The organism is Flavobacterium sp. TN-1, assembly GCF_052828645.1.
Genome location: NZ_CM128253.1, coordinates 3,417,314 through 3,434,568, shown reverse-complemented (window position 1 = coordinate 3,434,568; position 17,255 = coordinate 3,417,314). Strand labels below are relative to the sequence as shown.

General features: G+C 31.2%; 13 protein-coding genes. 5 read left to right on the top strand and 8 right to left on the bottom strand.

The genetic code is table 11. From position 1 onward, the window contains the following. Window positions 1-86 precede the first annotated feature (86 nt). A complete protein-coding gene (locus tag ACUXZJ_RS15485) occupies window positions 87-1,412 on the bottom strand; it encodes a site-specific integrase (protein ID WP_195157419.1) in 1,326 nt (441 codons plus the stop codon). 277 nt (window positions 1,413-1,689) lie between these two features. Here ACUXZJ_RS15485 and ACUXZJ_RS15480 point away from each other — a divergent pair, with 277 nt between their 5' ends. Next, window positions 1,690-3,186, top strand: a complete 1,497-nt coding sequence (locus ACUXZJ_RS15480) for a PAS domain-containing sensor histidine kinase (protein ID WP_060382839.1) — start codon at window positions 1,690-1,692, stop codon at window positions 3,184-3,186. Window positions 3,187-3,640: 454 nt separating this feature from the next. On the opposite strand, the gene rny is transcribed toward ACUXZJ_RS15480, so the two are convergent. The 3 genes from rny to ACUXZJ_RS15465 all read right to left on the bottom strand — a co-directional run bounded on the left by rny (window position 3,641) and on the right by ACUXZJ_RS15465 (window position 6,014). After that, entirely contained in the window at window positions 3,641-5,203 is a 1,563-nt protein-coding gene (rny, locus tag ACUXZJ_RS15475; RefSeq protein ID WP_060382838.1) for a ribonuclease Y, read from the bottom strand. Window positions 5,204-5,427: 224 nt separating this feature from the next. Then, on the bottom strand, window positions 5,428-5,715 hold the full coding sequence (locus ACUXZJ_RS15470; protein WP_060382837.1) for a cell division protein ZapA: 288 nt from the start codon (window positions 5,713-5,715) through the stop codon (window positions 5,428-5,430). A gap of 8 nt (window positions 5,716-5,723) precedes the next feature. Continuing rightward, window positions 5,724-6,014 carry a hypothetical protein gene (locus tag ACUXZJ_RS15465; RefSeq protein ID WP_060382836.1) on the bottom strand — a complete coding sequence of 97 codons (291 nt, stop codon included), beginning with the start codon at window positions 6,012-6,014 and terminating at the stop codon, window positions 5,724-5,726. A 222-nt stretch (window positions 6,015-6,236) separates the two neighbouring features. On the opposite strand from ACUXZJ_RS15465, the gene ACUXZJ_RS15460 reads away from it, so the two are divergent. Genes ACUXZJ_RS15460 through ACUXZJ_RS15450 form a run of 3 tightly spaced genes read left to right on the top strand, consistent with a single transcriptional unit; the run spans window position 6,237 to window position 11,120 of the window. Next, window positions 6,237-7,937: a M23 family metallopeptidase gene (locus ACUXZJ_RS15460; RefSeq protein ID WP_060382835.1), complete on the top strand. Its 1,701-nt coding sequence runs from the start codon at window positions 6,237-6,239 to the stop codon at window positions 7,935-7,937. A 2-nt stretch (window positions 7,938-7,939) separates the two neighbouring features. Beyond that, window positions 7,940-10,396, top strand: a complete 2,457-nt coding sequence (locus tag ACUXZJ_RS15455) for a TonB-dependent receptor (RefSeq protein WP_060382834.1) — start codon at window positions 7,940-7,942, stop codon at window positions 10,394-10,396. A gap of 37 nt (window positions 10,397-10,433) precedes the next feature. Further along, window positions 10,434-11,120 carry a hypothetical protein gene (locus ACUXZJ_RS15450; RefSeq protein WP_060382833.1) on the top strand — a complete coding sequence of 229 codons (687 nt, stop codon included), beginning with the start codon at window positions 10,434-10,436 and terminating at the stop codon, window positions 11,118-11,120. A 156-nt stretch (window positions 11,121-11,276) separates the two neighbouring features. Here ACUXZJ_RS15450 and ACUXZJ_RS15445 read toward each other — a convergent pair whose 3' ends face one another. The 4 genes from ACUXZJ_RS15445 to ACUXZJ_RS15430 all read right to left on the bottom strand — a co-directional run bounded on the left by ACUXZJ_RS15445 (window position 11,277) and on the right by ACUXZJ_RS15430 (window position 16,529). Further along, window positions 11,277-13,106 (bottom strand): ABC transporter ATP-binding protein, encoded by a 1,830-nt coding sequence (locus tag ACUXZJ_RS15445; protein WP_060382832.1) that lies wholly within the window; start codon window positions 13,104-13,106, stop codon window positions 11,277-11,279. Next, the gene (locus ACUXZJ_RS15440) at window positions 13,106-14,833 is read right to left on the bottom strand and encodes a phospho-sugar mutase (protein WP_060382831.1); all 1,728 of its coding nucleotides are present in this window, start codon (window positions 14,831-14,833) and stop codon (window positions 13,106-13,108) included. The genes ACUXZJ_RS15445 and ACUXZJ_RS15440 overlap by 1 nt, the downstream gene beginning before the upstream one ends. A 212-nt stretch (window positions 14,834-15,045) precedes the next feature. Further along, window positions 15,046-15,996 carry a glycosyltransferase family 2 protein gene (locus tag ACUXZJ_RS15435; RefSeq protein ID WP_060382830.1) on the bottom strand — a complete coding sequence of 317 codons (951 nt, stop codon included), beginning with the start codon at window positions 15,994-15,996 and terminating at the stop codon, window positions 15,046-15,048. A gap of 2 nt (window positions 15,997-15,998) precedes the next feature. Further along, window positions 15,999-16,529, bottom strand: coding sequence for a DUF4199 domain-containing protein (locus tag ACUXZJ_RS15430; protein ID WP_060382829.1), 531 nt, complete (start codon window positions 16,527-16,529; stop codon window positions 15,999-16,001). A 216-nt stretch (window positions 16,530-16,745) separates the two neighbouring features. Between ACUXZJ_RS15430 and ACUXZJ_RS15425 the strand changes: the two genes are divergently transcribed. Then, a complete protein-coding gene (locus ACUXZJ_RS15425) occupies window positions 16,746-16,997 on the top strand; it encodes a type B 50S ribosomal protein L31 (protein ID WP_014165095.1) in 252 nt (83 codons plus the stop codon). Window positions 16,998-17,255 lie beyond the last annotated feature (258 nt).

The window sequence follows — 17,255 nt, the reverse complement described above, 5'->3', positions numbered from 1 at the left end:
ATTGGAATAATGGAAAAGTAAGGACATAAAAAAAGCAGAACCGTTAAGTTCTGCTTCAATTAGACAAGTAAAGGATACACTAATTTTTAAGCCATAATTTCCTCTGTATCGCAAATTTCATCTGCGTTTGTATGTTCATTCAATAATACTATTTCTTCCTGTTCCATTTTAATAATAAAAGCATCTTCCATTGCCTTAAATTTAGGCGAAACCAAATCCATATCCTTACTGATTTTTTGGCTGGTAATCTTAGCATAAATCTGTGTAGTGGAAATATTCTTATGTCCCATCATTTTACTAAGGCTTTCAAGCGGAACACCCTCGGTCAAAAACATTGTGGCGAATGTGTGACGGGCAGTGTGGAATGTAACTTTCTGTTCTGTAACAATGCCCGCTTCCTCAATAAGTTTACCTATATGCGTATTGCAAGTTGCGTTGGATGGCATTGGGAATATAAAATCATTTCTTGTAACTCCACGATATTTCTCAATGATGCGTTTAGGGATTTCCAAAAGACGAACGTTGGAAGCAACATCTGACTTCTTCCTCCTGCTGATTATCCATTGGTGTCCGTCAAAGAACGACTGGATATTACTCCATTTCAGTTTTTTGATGTCGATGTAAGAAAGTCCGGTAAAGCAACTGAAAATAAAGAGGTCTTTTACGAGTTCATATCTGGACTTGGATGGCTTCAGAAACATTAACTTCTCCACACCCTCTTTTAAAAGGTAGCTGCGGTCGGTTTCTTCCATACTGATTTCGTAATCCTCAAACGGGTTTTGACGTATCAGTCCTTTTTTGATAGCCAGGTCTGCCAACGCAATAACCGGCATTGTGTAAACCCAAACCGTATTATGGGTACATTCCTTGTCAATGCGAAGAAAGAAATCAAACTCACGGATAAAATCAGAAGTGAGTTCCCGGAAAGCCATATCGTCCCGATGGTAACGCTCCCTTATAAATTCGCTAAGGTGGTTGTAAACAGTGTTGTACTTGCTATATGTGCTTTGAGAACGTTTTCCCTTAGCGACCATCTTTTCAAAGTCTTCATTTTGTTCCCTAAAAACTTTCAGTATGGCATCATCCATAACGCCGACACCGAGAAATGCAAGTTTTACTTTCTGTGCAGTAGCAAAACCCTCATCTTTCAGCATATCCTCGTAAATCTTGTTGATACGCACCCGAATTTTGTCCAGCTTTTGGTTGATGCTTAAAGCCTGAGCACTTTTGCCCAAAACACGACCGTGTTTTAAATCCCAACTATTAGGGTTAATTTCCAGTTTTGCCCCAAAGGTTTTGGGAATTCCATCAATGGTGATGCGTCCCATAACAGGCACATTTCCGTTCTTTTTAGGTTCGTTTTTCTTCAAGTAGAATAACAACTTGAAAGTGGACCTTTTCGCTCGCTCCATAACTCAAAATTTTAATGTTTAAAATTAATTTTTAGTGAGTTACAAGAGAATATGAAAAAGAACGCAAATAGCTGAAATATAATCACTTGCGATTATTATATTCAATCAAAACAGGTAATGATTTAGTAACCTAACCCTGTCATTTTAAGCCCAAAATCCAAAGGACACCGCTTCCTGATTATAGCCTGCCATTTTATAAACTACTGTATAGCAACGGTTTTAATCGTTTTGCTTACTTTTGCTTTTTACTGATATTTTTTTAAAAAAAATCTAAAAAATGCAATTAGGACGGTCAGATCATTCTCTTTTAAATAAAATAATTTCTAATCAATCGTTACTTTTCTTTCAATTCTCTATAGATTTGGATGGTCGTTTGATGGTTGATTATTTGCAAGGACCTTATTATGATTTTTTTGAATCTGACATAGAAATGTTTGATAAAGATCCTTTAAGTATTTTTAGGAAAGTAGTATTTCCGTTAGATAAATCAAAAATTTTAAAATCTATAGATGAGAGTAAAAAAGATCTAAATAAATTAGAATTAGATTTTAGGGTTGTTCTATCTGATAAACTTAAATGGTATAGCATGATGGCTACTATTGAGAGGGGAAAAGATAAAGTTTCTTTTTTAGGTATAATGACAGACATCACAAATCAAAAAGAGGTTGAAAAAGAAAATAAAATAGTTGAGTTAAGAAATCAATTTGCTAATGAAGCCTCTGAGATTGGTGTGTGGGATTGGAATTTACTTACTAATGAAGTTTTTTATTCGGCTCAATCCCTTAAAATTCTAGAGATAGAGGGTAGAGAGGGATTGATTTCAGATCCTGAAAAATGGGATAAGTTAGTTCATCCAGATGATAAGGAGGCTTATTTTGATAGAATAAAAGAGCATTTTGAAGGGAAAACACCTCATTATGAAACGTATCATCGTGTTATGTGTAATGGTGTTTATAAGTGGATTTTAGATAGAGGAAAGGTTATAGAGCGTGATTCTTACGGAAAACCGTTGAGGATTGTAGGAACTCATACAGATGTTACAATTCAAAAAGAAAAAGAGGAAAAGCTAAGGGAGACTTTTGATGTGGTAAATAAGCAAAAGGGAAAATTGATGAATTTTGCTCATATTGTTTCTCATAACTTAAAAAGTCATACGGAAAATTTTTATATGTTATTGTCTTTTTATAAAAATGGATATGTTTCTACAGAAGAAGTTATTAAAAGTTTACAAGTTGTATTTAATGAGCTAAAAGAAACCATTGATAATTTAGTAGATTTAGTGGGATTACAAGCGGAGGTTATTAATGAAAAACAGAAAAATAAATTAAGATACTATATAGAAAGATCATTGTCTGTTTTAAAAGAAATGGTTTATGCTAAAGGTATTTTTGTGAATCTAGATATAAATGAAAACTTTGAAGTTTCGTTTATTCCTGCTTATCTAGAAAGTGTAATATTTAATTTAACTACAAATGCAGTCAAATATTCAGATCCTAATAAAAAAGATAGTTTTATTTCGTTTTATCTGAAATCAGAAATAGATGATAATATAGAATATGATGTTTTGTGTGTTGAAGATAACGGAATAGGGATTGATTTAGAGAAGTATCAACAGGCTGTATTTGGTCCTTATAAAACGTTTCATAAAAATAGAGAGTCTACAGGTATAGGGCTTTATATTGCAAAAAACCAAGTAGAAGCTATGGGAGGGAAGATTAGTGTGGTTAGTAAGTTGGGGGTAGGTTCTGTCTTTAAAGTTTATTTTAAGAGGTAATTGATTAATAGATAATAGAAAAGAAGGGGCTTAAAAGTTGAATTCACTTTATAAGAATCGAATATATGAAAATCATACCATTTAAACTTTGAAAAATTTCCTTATAATACTATTTTTTAACCTTGAGGCTGTTCAAAAAGTTCGCAATCTTGTTCATTTCTATCGAAGGGAGAAATCACATAATGGTGATTTAGACGCTATCCTTCAAAAGCAATAAAAATTAGTGTTGGTTCTCGATGCGCTTCGCGCTCGAACTAACGATGATTTCAATTATATACTCAACCGTTTGTTCGAGTTGTTTTAAAATAAAAAAAACATATCGAGAATTTTACTTTTTAACCCAGTATGTTTTAAGTTTGAATGGTATCATTTCTGGAGTAGGTATTCGAATATTTTAGTAATAAAAGAGGTTGTTCAAAATTTTGAACAACCTCTTTTATGTTTTAATAATAATTTATTTGGCTATATTGACAGCTCTAGTTTCTCTGATTACAGTAATTTTAACTTGACCAGGATAGGTCATTTCAGTTTGAATTTTATGTGAGATATCAAATGATAATTTTGCTGCCATTTCATCGCTTACTTTTTCGCTTTCAACAATTACTCGTAATTCTCGTCCTGCTTGAATAGCATAAGCACTTTTAACTCCTCCAAAACCATAGGCTATGTCTTCTAGATCTTTAAGGCGTTGAATATAAGAGTCTAATACTTGACGTCTAGCGCCTGGTCTAGCACCAGAAATAGCGTCGCAAACTTGAATGATTGGAGCGATTAATGACTTCATTTCTATTTCGTCATGGTGAGCACCAATAGCATTGCATACGTCTTCTTTTTCGCCATATTTTTCAGCCCATTGCATACCTAATAAAGCGTGTGGTAAGTCGCTTTCTGTTTCAGGAACTTTTCCTATATCGTGTAAAAGACCAGCTCTTTTAGCTAGTTTTACATTTAATCCCAGTTCAGCGGCCATAATACCGCAAAGTTTAGCAACTTCTCTTGAATGTTGTAATAGGTTTTGACCGTATGAAGAACGATATTTCATGCGTCCTACTATTTTTATTAATTCAGGGTGTAATCCATGAACTCCTAATTCTATTACGGTTCGTTTTCCTACTTCAATGATTTCTTCTTCTATTTGTTTTGTTGTTTTAGCAACTACTTCTTCAATTCTTGCTGGGTGTATGCGTCCGTCTGTTACTAATTTATGAAGTGATAAACGAGCAATTTCTCTTCTTACAGGATCAAAGCAGGATAAAATAATAGCTTCAGGGGTATCATCAACGATTATTTCAACTCCTGTAGCGGCTTCTATAGCGCGTATATTACGTCCTTCACGACCAATGATTCGTCCTTTTACATCGTCTGACTCTATGTTGAATACAGAAACGCAGTTTTCAACTGCTTCTTCTGTGCCTACTCTCTGAATCGTGTTGATGATGATTTTTTTGGCTTCTTGCTGAGCGGTCATTTTAGCTTCTTCTATGGTTTCTTGAATATGAGCCATAGCATTTGTTTTAGCTTCTGCTTTTAAGCTTTCTATCAGTTGGTCTTTGGCTTCTTCGGCGGATAGTCCTGAAATAGTTTCCAACTGTTCTACTTGAGCTTTGTGCATTTTTTCGATTTCAGAAGTTTTCTTTTCTAAGTTTTCAACTTTTGAATCGTATTCTTTTATTTTGTGTTCAATTTCTTCGTTTAATTTTTTTGTTTTGGCAAGTTCATTAGAAACTTGAGATTCTTTGTCGCGTGTTCTCTTTTCTACTTCAGCAACTTTTCGATCACGAGTTAAAATAACTTGCTCGTGTTCGGCTTTTAATTCGATAAATTTTTCTTTAGCTTGTAATATCTTATCTTTTTTGATGTTTTCAGCCTCTGTGTTAGCGTCTTTTAAGATAGAAGAAGCTTCTTTCTTTGCGTTTTTAATCAAGGTAGATACATTGATTTTTTCTAAGTATTTTGCAATACTAAAACCTGATGCAACTCCAAGAATTCCAATAATAATTACTATTAAAATGTCCATAGTCTGTGTTAAGTGTTATGTATAAAAAAACCTACATTAGAAAAATTGTATAAACTCGGAATATACAAGTTTTGGGTTAACTCAATGTTCAAGCTTCCTACTGAAAGGCTTGCTATAGTATTGATGATTTGCCCTTTTTAAACGTTAGTGTTGAGTTTATCAAATTGGGTACTAATGTAGGTAGTGCTTTAAATTTATTTTTAAGAACGTGTTTTTTATTTTATTTAGAGATGTTTGTCTAATAAACTGTGTAATCTTTTTAATTTTTCTGTCACTTGTAGGTTTGAGTTATTTATCTCCTCATTTTTTTGCTCTACTTGAGTGGCAAATTGCAAAGCACACATGGCAAGTAAATCTTGCCTGTCTTTTACCGCATAATTCTGTTCAAACTGCTTTAGCATATAGTCAACCCTTTGAGAAGCTTTTAACAAGTTTTCTTTTTGGCTAGGATCCACCGTTAGAGGGTAAAGCCTTTCTGCTATTGATATATCTATTTTTAGTTTTTCATTCATTATGCTTTCTAATCAGAAAGTTGTGCTATACAATAATCAATTTCTTTGATTAATGAATTTATTTTGAGTTTCGTATCCCTTTTGAATTCGTCACTACCTAAAAGTGAGTTTGTAATTTTTACGGAGTCAAGTTCTGCCTTTATTTTTTTTAGGTCTTCACTTTGTCTTAGTATAATTGATTCCGAATATCTAAGTTTTAATCTTAGTTCTTGGTTGTCAAGTTTCAGATTTTCCATTTTCTGGAAAAGTTCCTGAATCTTAACTTCAAGAGAATCAGTTATTCCGTTTAGTTCGCTCATCGTAATAAAAATACATTACATCACTTCACAAATTTAAATTTTAAAATGTATTTTAACAATAAGTTTGAAGAAAAAAATGATAATTATCAATTTTTTATTGTTAATCGTTTTAAAATGAAACTTTTAAAAATAAAAAAACAGGAGTGAAATATTGTAAAAGGAATCGTTATCTTAGCGCAAATAAAGAAAGTCTTTAAAGTTTACAGCTGTAATTTTTATAATATGATTAAAAAGTTTTGGTTTATTTGTTTACTATTTTCTTTTATAGCAATTGGTCAAGATAAGTATCCTAAGGATTATTTTGGTTCTCCTTTAGATATTAAATTGAGTATTGCGGGGTCTTTCGGAGAGCTTAGACCTAATCATTTTCATTCGGGAATTGATTTTAGGACACAACAAAAAGAAGGTTTTCCTGTATATGCAACAGCCGATGGATTTGTTTCTCGTTTAAATGTTTCAACTTATGGGTATGGAAAGTGTTTATATATTGATCATCCTAATGGCTATACTACAGTATATGCGCATTTACAACGATTTTCAAAATCAATAGAGCATTACGTTCGAGAAAAGCAATATTTAGATAAAACCTTTGTTTTAGAATTACGTCTAAAAGAACATTTTTTGCCTGTAAAAAAAGGTGATTTGATAGGGTATACAGGTAATACAGGAGGATCTAGTGGACCTCATTTACATTTTGAAATAAGAGATACAAAAACAGAGTTTGTTATGAATCCTTTCTTGTTTGGATATGACGGATTAATAAAAGATACTAAAGCCCCTTCTATAGATGGATTGTATGCTTATACTTTATCTAAAAAAGCTACAATTAACGGTTCTTCCCAGCCTATTATGATTCCTTTGAGTTTGCAATTAGATGGGACGTACCTAGCAGCTCCTGTTAAAGCTAAAGATACAATAGGATTTGCAGTAAATACTCATGATGTATCGGATTATAATTTTGGTAAAAATGGAATTTATAAATTAGAAACATTTTTAAATGGAACACTTCATTTTAAATATCAATTTGATAGTTTTTCTTTTGAAGAATCAAAACATATAAACTGTTTTATAGATTATTCAAGATATAAAAAAACACACCAACGTTTTCAAAAACTTTTTGTGGGGTATATATTTCCAGAAAGTATCATAAAATATAAAAACAATAATGGACAGCTGATAGTAGAACCCAGTTATAACCTCAATTATAAAATAGAAATTCATGATTTTCATGGTAATAAGAACACCATAATTATTCCAATAGAATATTCAAATACGAACAATTCAGTAGAAAATAATGATTTTAAAACTCCCTATTTTCTAAAATCACAAATAGAGCAACTATATTCAAAAGAAGGAATTTCAGTTTTTATTCCAGAACAAACATTCTACGAAGATTTTTACATCAAATTTGATGTAAAAAATCAAGAACTATATTTGCACGACCAGTCGGTAGCAATTAGTAAGCCTATGACTATAACTTTTGATGTCTCTCATTTACCTAAAGAAGGACGTGAAAAAATGTTTATTGCCAATTTAGATGGTTCAAGAATAGAATATAATCCAACCACTAAGAACGAAAATCAGTTTTCAATTAAAGTAAAAAAACTTGGAAAATTTTTAATATCTAAAGATACGACAGCACCTAAAATTTATGCCCCTAATTTTAAAACGTCAGAAGATTTAACTTTAAAGGATTCATTGAAAATTTTTATTTCTGATAATTTATCTGGGATAAAATCCTATAATGCTTACTTAAATAACCAATGGATATTAATGGAATATGAACCTAAATTAAATAGATTAATTCATTATTTTTCGGATTCTAAATTTATAGACGGTAAAAATGATTTTAAATTAGAGGTAGTGGATAATTTAGGAAATACAACTACATTTGAATCCAATTTTTATAAAACAAAAACATAATTTTGAAAACTAAACTTTCTTTTTTATTGCTGCTATTTTCGTTTACTCTTTTAGGTCAGATCGCTAGAGTGAAAGGAATTGTGTTAGATGAAAACGATATTCCTGTAGAGGGAGTAAATGTGTCTTTTCAACAAAAAAATACCAAAACAAATGAAAACGGCTTTTATCAATTAGTAATTCCTTCAAAAGTAAAATCTAATTTAAAGTTTACACATTTATCCTTAAAATCAGCTGTTATCTCTTTAGAACTTAATCCTAATGAAGATTATGAGTTTAATATAGTACTAAAAAGCACAACGGAGCAACTAGGAGAAGTTGTTATATCTAATAATAATAAAAAAAGAGTAGAAGGAATTACAACATTATCGCCTAAAGCTATTCGATTGATACCAGGAGCTAATTCAGGAGTAGAAAATATTTTAAAATCATTACCAGGAGTAAATTCTAACAACGAACTAAGTACACAATATGCCGTAAGAGGAGGTAACTATGATGAAAATTTAGTGTATGTAAACGAAATAGAAGTATATCGCCCTTTTTTAATTCGATCGGGACAACAAGAAGGTTTAAGTTTTACGAATGCGGATCTAATTCAACACGTTGATTTTTCATCAGGAGGATTTCAGGCTAAATATGGAGATAAATTGTCATCTGTACTAGATATAACGTATAGAAAACCAACTAAATTTGGAGCTTCCCTTGAAGCCTCGTTTTTAGGAGGAAGTGTTTCTATGGATAATGTGTCGAAAGATCAAAAGTGGAATGCAGTTACAGGAATACGTTATCGAGATAATAGTTTATTAGTAAAGAGCCAAGAAACTCAAACAAATTTCAAACCGCGATTTGCAGATTTACAAACATATATAACTTTTACCCCTAATCTTAAATGGCAATTTGGTTTTTTAGGGAATTTATCGCAAAATAGATACGATTATAGACCTTTTTCTAGACAAACGAATTTTGGCTCTCTACAAGAACCTATAGCATTATTAGTACAGTATGATGGAGTAGAAAAAGATGCTTATACTACAGCTTTTGGAGCATTAAAAGGGCAGTATAAAATAAATGATAATTCTAATTTAAAATGGATTAACTCAATTTATCATACGATTGAACAAGAGTACTATGATATAATGGCAGAATATAAACTAGGAGAGATAAACTCCAATTTAGGAGATTCTAGTTTTGGTAATGTTGAATATGCTAGAGGAATAGGTTCTCAGCTTACCCATGCTCGTAATGATTTAGATGCTTTAATTGTAAATACTGAACTAAAAGGAAATCATAAGATAAAAGAAAACCAAATAGACTGGGGATTTAAATATACGTATGAAAGTATACGAGATAGAATCAGAGAATGGGAAGTAATTGATTCTGCCGGTTTCTTATTAAACCCTCCTAAAATTGTACCCAAAAAAGATCAACCCTATACGCCCTATATAGGACCTTTAGTACCTTATAATAGTATTAGAGCTGTTAATTATACTAATATTAATCGTTTTTCTGCGTATGTTCAGTGGAATAAACGTTTGAAGTGGAGAGAACATGAATTATTTATAAATACAGGAGTAAGAGCTCAAAGCTGGAAAGTTATAGATATACTTAAAAAAGGCAATAATCAAATTACCTTTAGTCCAAGAGCACAATTTGCTATAAAACCTAATTGGCGCACAGATATGCTTTTTAGAATTTCAGGAGGTTGGTATCATCAACCGCCCTTTTATAGGGAGTTGAGAGATTCCCTAGGAGAAGTTAGATCTAATGTTAAGGCACAAGAGTCTACTCATATAGTGTTGGGACATGATTTTAGCTTTAAAATGTGGAAGCGCCCATTTAGATTGGTGACAGAATTGTATTATAAAGATATGAATAACGTAAATCCTTATACAATAGATAATGTAAGGATACGTTATAAAGCTCTTAATAACGCCGAAGCTTATGCTAAAGGAATAGATATTAGAATGAATGGTGAATTTATTCCAGGGACTGAATCATGGTTAAGTTTTGGATATATGGATACACAAGAGTCTATTGATGGAAAACGATACATACCTCGGCCTACTGATCAAAGATTAAAGTTTGGAGCTTTGTTTCAAGATTATGTTCCTAACATACCTGCTCTAAAAATGTATCTTAATTTAGTGTATAATACAGGTTTGCCTGGAGGATCACCTTCTTATGCAAATCCCTATGAATACCAATCAAGATTAAGAGATTATCGTAGAGCAGATATTGGTTTTTCATACGTTTTTACGGATAGAGCTAGAGCCAAAGAAAAAGATAATTGGCTAAGACATTTTAAAGAACTAGCTCTTGGAATGGAAATTTTTAATATGTTTGATAACCAGAACTCAATTACAAATACATGGGTAAGAGATGTCTATACTAAAAACCAATATGGAGTACCTAATTACTTAACAACTCGTGTATTTAGTATAAAATTAAACGTAAAAATATAAAATTTAAAAAGGTATATTTGGATTAAATAGAACTACAATGAAAAAAAAGATTTTATACTTTCTGCCTTTTATCATTTCATTAGGAAGTTGTAAAGAAGAAGAAAAACCAAAAGTAAAATATGATAGATCTGTAAAACAAGTTGAAATAAAGAAAGATACAACCCGCTTATTAGTTGCGGATTTGCCTATTTACTTTTCTAGCTCCAATGTTTTAATTTATCCAATGGGAGAGCTAAGGGTAAGTGATCTGAAAAAAGGAAATTATGATGGTGATAAGATGGATATGAATGGATTTAATGTATCAAATGTTTTAGATGAAGAACTTACAGGATACCTACAAAATGTTAAGTTTCAAGAAATAGGAAAAGATTCTTTACATGTGTTGACTGATAAATCTGTTTTAATTGAACGAATGACTTATCTTAAGTCAAAAAAGATATTAGTATATGTCATGGCCGATAATGATACAAATCAGGATGGTAAAGTTGATTCTTATGATGTGAAATCTTTGTATTTGAGTACTGATTTAGGGAATCAATTTACTAAAGTTTCAACTGATATGCAGGAATTGATCGATTGGAATTATGTAGAAGTAGCAAACAGAATCTTTTTTAGAACTATAGATGATCGCAATAAAAATGGAGCTTTTGATAAAACGGATGGCTTACATTATTTTTATGTTGATGTTAAAAAAGATTGGGTAGCCCAAGAGTTTAAAATATAATAAGATTTTCTTAATAAATGAAACTGTCCAAAAAGTCAGCAATCTTGTCGTTTCGATCAAAGGGAGAAATTGCATAATGTTGATTATGAGACTCCTACTTACGTTTGAGTGACAAACTACATATTGATTTATTACTTTTTGGACAGTCTCATTATTTTACTCTAAACTTTGCATCATTACGAGTTTTGCATACATACCCTCTTTTGCAAGTAATTCGCTGTGTGTACCTTGTTCAACAATTTCTCCTTTTTGCATTACAATAATATTGTCTGCTTTTTGAATGGTTGAAAGGCGGTGTGCAATTACAATAGAAGTTCTGTTTTGCATCATATTTTCAAGAGCTACCTGTACCAGTTTTTCGCTTTCAGTATCAAGCGCAGAAGTAGCCTCATCAAGAATCATAATAGGAGGGTTTTTTAAGACAGCTCTTGCAATTGATAAACGTTGTTTTTGTCCACCAGATAATTTTCCACCCGCATCGCCAATATTGGTCTCAATCCCGTTAGGTAGGTCTTTTACAAATTCATAAGCATTCGCAATTTTTAAAGCATTAACGATTTCCTCATCAGTGGCAGTAGGTTTACCTATTAATAAATTGTTTTTTATCGAATCATTAAATAAAATTGAATCTTGCGTAACAATACCCATCAAAGATCTTAAAGATTGCATTGAAATATCCTTAATATTGATTCCGTCTATACTTATTGTTCCTTCATTTACGTCGTAAAAACGAGTAAGTAAATTGGCAATTGTACTTTTTCCCGATCCTGATTGCCCCACTAAAGCAATGGTTTTGCCTTTCGGAACTTCAATCGTGAAATTTTTTAAAACCTTCTCGTCTTTATAACTAAAATTGATGTTTTCAATTTTTATCAAATTTTTAAATTCTTTTTGATCTAGAGCATTAGGTTGATCTACTATGTGGCTTTCTTGTTCTAATAAAGTAAAAACCCTTTCAGCAGCAGCTAAACCGCTTTTTACTTGATAAGAAGCTTTTGAAATAGATTTAGCAGGTTGTAAAATAGTGTATGCTAGTGCTATATAACCAATGAAGGCTGTTCCTGCAAGACTTTTTTCAATTAAAACCAAATGTCCTCCGTACCATAATAGGGTAGCAATGGTTAGGATACCAAAAAACTCACTCATAGGAGAGGAAAGATTGTTTTTATTGGCTATGTTGTTAGATAATTTTAATACACGATTAACAGAGTCATTGAACTTTTGTATAAAAATAGGTTCTGCGTTAAATCCTTTTACAACTTTTAATCCTGATAAAGTTTCGTCTAAAATAGAAATGAAAATACCTTGTTCTTGTTGGGCTCTTTGTGATTTAGCTTTTAATGTTTTACCAATTCTTGAAATGATAAAGCCTGAAATAGGAATAAATATAAAAACAAATAAAGTTAGTTTTATACTAATGAATAACATGGCAATAATTGAAAAAAGTATTGTCATAGGTTCGCGAACAATAAGTTCTAAAATTTGAAAAAATGAATTTTGAACCTCGCCTACATCACCTAACATACGAGCCATTACGTCTCCTTTTCGAGTATCTGAATAATAAGATACAGGTAGGTTAATGATTTTGTGATAAAGTTTAATACGAAGATCTCTAAGTACTCCATTTCTTAATATCGTAACTTGTCTTGATCCTAAATAATTAAATAAGTTTTTAAATAAAGCCGTAATGATTACAATACTTATAACTACTAATAATGCGTTTTGTTTGCCGTATTCATCTGAAATTTCAGTTAGTTTGTAGTTAAAAGAATCAGATAAGAATTCTTTTAAGTTAGATATACCTGTATAAAAAGGTTTTTTGTTAATCCTTGCGTTTTGTTTAAAAAGAACCTCAAGTGTAGGCATGATAGATACCATTAAGAGTGTACTAAACAAAGCATATAAGACGTTGAAAAGAACATTCCAAAGAATGTTCTTTTTATAGCTTAATGCGTATGGAATTATTTTTTTTAAATTGTGATCCATTAGTTCAATTGCATATCGTTGATGATATTTTTTATTTTAGTGTTCAGTTGTTTTTCTGCTTCTGGAACATCAGCTGTTGAACCAATAGTACAATTTACACTGAAGTAAAATTTAATTTTAGGTTCTGTTCCGCTCGGACGTGCGCAGATTTTACTACCATCTTCTAAGTAATAAATTAAAACATTTGATTTAGGAACATGAATATCAAATTCTTCATTATTCATAAAATCTTTTCCTTTAGAAGTCAGGTAATCTTCCACACAAACTACACGTTCATTATTGATTTCGTTCATTGGATTTTCACGAAGATTTTTCATCATGGCTTCTATTTCAGCTGCTCCATCTATTCCTTTTTTTGTAATAGAAATAAGATGTTCTTTATAAAAACCAAAGTCTACGTAGAGTTCTTCTAATCTTTGATACAATGTTTTACCAGCTTCTTTTGCTTGTGCGGCAATCTCGCAAATTAATAGAATTGCACCTACTGCATCTTTATCACGTACAGCATCGCCTACCATAAAACCAAAACTTTCTTCTCCACCGCCAATGAATTTTTGGTTTGGAAAATCTTTAATAAATTTAGCAATCCATTTAAATCCTGTTAGTCCTACTTTACATTCTACTTCATAAGCCTCTGCTAAATCAAGCATCATAGGAGTTGAAACAATAGTAGATCCAATAAATTCTGTACCTGTTAATTTATCAGCTTTTTTCCACTGTTCTAATAAGAATGCAGTCATGATTACCATAGTCTGATTTCCGTTTAAAAGAATCATCTCGTTTTGATTGTTTCGCACGGCAACTCCTAGACGGTCAGAGTCAGGATCGGTTCCAATAACAATATCGGCATTTATTTTATTAGCTAATTCTACGGCTAGAGTCAAAGCTTCAGGTTCTTCTGGATTAGGTGATTTTACAGTAGGAAAATTACCATCTGGAACAGCTTGTTCTTCTACGATATTTAGATCGGTATATCCAGCAGCGTTTAAAACGTTAGGGATTGCTTTTATAGAGGTGCCGTGTAATGAAGTATAAACAATTTTTAAATCTTTTTTAGCTTCCGTTGTTGTATTAAAACAGGCATTTTCAAGTGTGCTTTTTAGAAAAGCATCATCTATTTCCTTATCTATATATTCAATGAGAGTTTCGTTTGATTTAAAGTTGATATCAGTATACTCTAAAGCCTCAATAGCTTGGATAATTTCTTTGTCTTGTGGAGGTACAATCTGACCTCCATCTTGCCAATACACTTTATAGCCATTGTATTCGGGTGGATTGTGTGATGCGGTTAGTACAATGCCTACATGACAAGCTAAATATCTAACCGTAAATGATAATTCTGGCGTGGGTCTTAATTCAGAAAATAAAAAAACCTTAATTCCATTAGCTGAAAAAACATCGGCAACAACTTTCGCTAATGTGTTACTATTAGCGCGGCAGTCATAAGCAATAGCTACTTTTATTTCTTCGTTTGGAAAACATTTTTTTAAATAATTAGATAAGCCTTGTGTGTTTTTACCTAGAGTATATTTATTAATTCGATTAGTTCCCACTCCCATAATACCGCGCATACCACCTGTGCCAAATTCTAAATTTTTATAAAAACTATCTTCTAGTTCTTTAGGTGATGAGGTCATCATCTCTTTAATGATTTCTTGGGTTTCGCTATCAAAAGTAGGGGTTAACCAAATATTTGCTTTTTCTAAAATTGCCTGTTCAATGTGCATAATTCTGTTGTTTTTATAGTCAATTTTTTTTGTTCTTATTATAGCCTTAATTTATTTCTGTTAGAAAATAGTAATATTAAAAGAGTTGATTTTTATCTTCTAGATAGATAATGAAAGGTTGGTTGTGCCAAAAAAATATCGGTTATTTGGATTGATTTTTTTTTCAATAGTCAAAAAAAATAGACCTATTATTGGTACTATGATCTTGATTTTTATATCGTTTCTTGAATTTTATATCGCTCTTCGTTGTTTTTTGTACGAAGAATTATTTCGCCCAAAAAGCCTGCTAAAAATAATTGAGTACCTATAATCATTGTAGTTAGAGCAATGTAAAACCATGGATTATGAGTGATTAAAATTGTTTCCTGATGTGTGTAAAGTTTCCAAAGTTTAATAGCACCTATATAGCTTGCTGATAAAAAACCAATTACAAACATTAAAGTACCCAACAATCCAAATAAATGCATTGGTCTTTTTCCAAATTTACCTAAAAACCAAATGGTAATGAGGTCTAAAAAGCCATTTACAAAACGATCAATACCAAATTTAGATTCACCATATTTTCGAGCTTGATGTAGAACTACCTTTTCACCAATTTTTTTAAAGCCAGCGTTTTTTGCTAATACAGGGATATAGCGGTGCATTTCCCCAAAAACCTCTATGTTTTTTATTACCGTGTTCTTGTATGCCTTTAAACCGCAGTTAAAGTCATTCAGTTGCACGCCTGAAGTTTTTCTAGCGGCTGCATTAAAAAGTTTAGAAGGTAGATTTTTTGTTAAAGTATTATCATAACGTTTCTTTTTCCAACCTGAAACTAAATCAAAATTTTCTTTAGAAATCATTTGGTAAAGTTCTGGTATTTCATCAGGACTGTCTTGTAAATCGGCATCCATAGTAATGACTACACTACCTTCTGCCTTAGCAAAACCAGCATGTAAAGCCTGACTTTTTCCATAATTGCGCAAAAAACGAATTCCTTTTAAGTTTTCGTTTTTTGATGCTAATTGTTGTATCACTTGCCAAGAATCATCAGTGCTTCCGTCGTCAATAAACAAGACTTCGTATGAATACTGATTCTGAATCATAACACGTTCAATCCATGAAACTAACTCGGGTAATGATTCTTGTTCGTTTAATAAGGGTATTATAATTGATATATCCACTTTTATAGTTGATTTGACGATTTTGTTTTGAAAAATGCAGACAAAATTAAACCAAAAATTGCACTTATTAAAATTGTAAAAATAGTTCCTTTAAAAAAGTTACCTATTGAAAACTGATCTTGCATTTCAAGTTGTTTAATAGATTCTTTAATAACGGATCTAGGCGTTCCAAATTTTTGAAGCATAGTGCCTGTTTCTTTAATTATAATTTCCTTTACACTTTCTTTTAAAGAAGAATCTATAACATTAAATAAAATTAGTTCAAAAAGAGAACCCATAAGTATTCCAATGGTAGTAGCAATAAAATAAGTTGTAAATGTTTCTTTAAAAGTAATCCCTGTTTCAAAATCTTTTTGAGTCTTTCTTAGTAATAAAAAAATGATAATAAGATAAAGTCCATACTTAATAAAAGTAATCCATCCTGAAGTAAATAATTCAATATTGGTAAGGTAAATGAAAAGCGTAGTCAATATTGAAATGAGTCCTATAACCAATCCGTATTGAACCCCGTTTTTTTTGATAATTTCGTTCATAATTTAATGCTCTGATTTTAGATTAACAAATATAAGTATTTTGATAGTAAGTAGTTTTAAAATTAAAAATGTTACATAATAATTTGTATATTAAAAAAATATATTACATTTGCAACCTGAATTAAAAGTATTATATAGTAAAAGCTGTTGTAAATCAATACCTTTTAGCGATAAAAGCATCAAGATTGAATACAGCAAAACATAAACAGATTTATTATGAAAAAAGGAATCCATCCAGAAAATTACAGATTAGTAGCTTTCAAAGATATGTCAAACGATGATGTATTTATTACTAAATCTACAGTTGAAACAAAAGAAACAATTACACATGAAGGTGTAGAATATCCAGTATTTAAAATGGAGATTTCTCGTTCTTCTCACCCTTTTTACACTGGTAAATCTAAATTGGTTGATACAGCAGGACGTATTGACAAATTCAAAACTAAATATGCCAAATTCAATAAATAATATTGAATTTTATATAGTCAACAAAAGCACCATGAAAGTGGTGCTTTTTTGTTTTAACATTTTTTTGAAATTTATGAAAAAATGCTAATTTAAAAATGGAATTTGCTTATTTTTGGAATATTAAAAAAGGGTGTTCTAAAAACAAAAAACACTATCTGCTTTATTATTCCTGCAATAAGAGGAACTTTATACTCAATAGTATAAGCTCTATCCTTTTGGTATATAAAGTATAACATTGTCAGTTTTTGAAACATCTTT